The sequence below is a fragment of the Ruegeria sp. CDSB117 genome (assembly GCF_059611005.1).
The window spans coordinates 1-1,038 of sequence record NZ_JBXWOS010000071.1; the positions used below are offsets into that span (position 1 = coordinate 1).

Genomic DNA, 1,038 nt, shown 5'->3' on the forward strand with positions numbered 1-1,038 from the left:
TTCATCTCTAAATGCCTCGGTTGGAGTTTGCCATCCAAGGCACTTTCTAGGTGTCCCGTTTAGGCGGTCGCAAATCGCCTTCATTTTGCGATTTGAGAGCGCCGCGAGTTGGGTGTCGCGTGGAAGGTATCGGCGAGCCCGCTTGTTCAAGTTCTCAACCGATCCCTTCTGCCAGGGCGCTTGAGGATCACAGAACCAGCTGTCTGTTCCGATGCCTGACTTGAGTCTGCGCCACTCTCGGAACTCAAAACCCCGATCAAATGTAATTGAGCGACGTGCTGGCTGGGGCAGGGGCTCCATTACGTCCATCAGTTTGTTCATGAAATGCGTCGAACTGCGGTCGTTGTTGCGGAACAAAACCGCGAACCGCGTTTTTCGTTCGACCAGCGAGGCAACGTTCATCTTGCCGGTGCTGCGCTCGAAGATCATCAGATCGCCTTCCCAATCCCCAAATTCTTCGCGCGCCTTCACATGCTCTGGTCTCTGATGAATAGACCGATCCGGCGGAAAAACCTGGCCTCTGGGGCGTCTGGCGTAACGTGGACGGCGTTTTTTGCGCCGACTTGGCAGATGGCGCGCCAGTTGTTCAGATTGGCCTTCCGGGCTGTAAACATAGGCGTAGATCGTCTCGTGGCTGACGCGGACAGGCTGATCGTCGTAGCCGAGGCGGCCAGCGATTTGTTCAGGTGTCCAACCTGCAATCAAACGGTTGATGACATGCGCGCGCAGGTTTTCCAACCGGATCAGCTTGCGCCGTCGAGCGCGTCTGGTCTGCGCCGTTCGTTGTGCTTTGACACCATAGTAACCATTTAGATGCGGTAGTTCGGAGTCTTCCAAATGGTTCCGGTTGATCTCTCGATAGACCGTGGAACGATGTCTGCCGATCTCGACCGCTATCTTGCTGACGGGCATCTTTGCGTTTAGCATGTTCTCAATTGCGCGCCGCTCGCGCAGATCCAGTTCCGTGTGGGCCAATTTCTGTTCTCCTTGCTTTTCAGCAAGATAGGGGAATTGTCGCAACCCAGTTTAGAATGTGCC

At 55.1% G+C, this 1,038-nt stretch carries 1 protein-coding gene; it reads right to left on the reverse strand.

All coding sequences use genetic code 11. The features are described from left to right. Positions 1-975 (reverse strand): IS30 family transposase (locus AC2FJC_RS23845; RefSeq protein WP_496742206.1); only part of this gene is annotated, 975 nt, incomplete at its 3' end. Positions 976-1,038 lie beyond the last annotated feature (63 nt).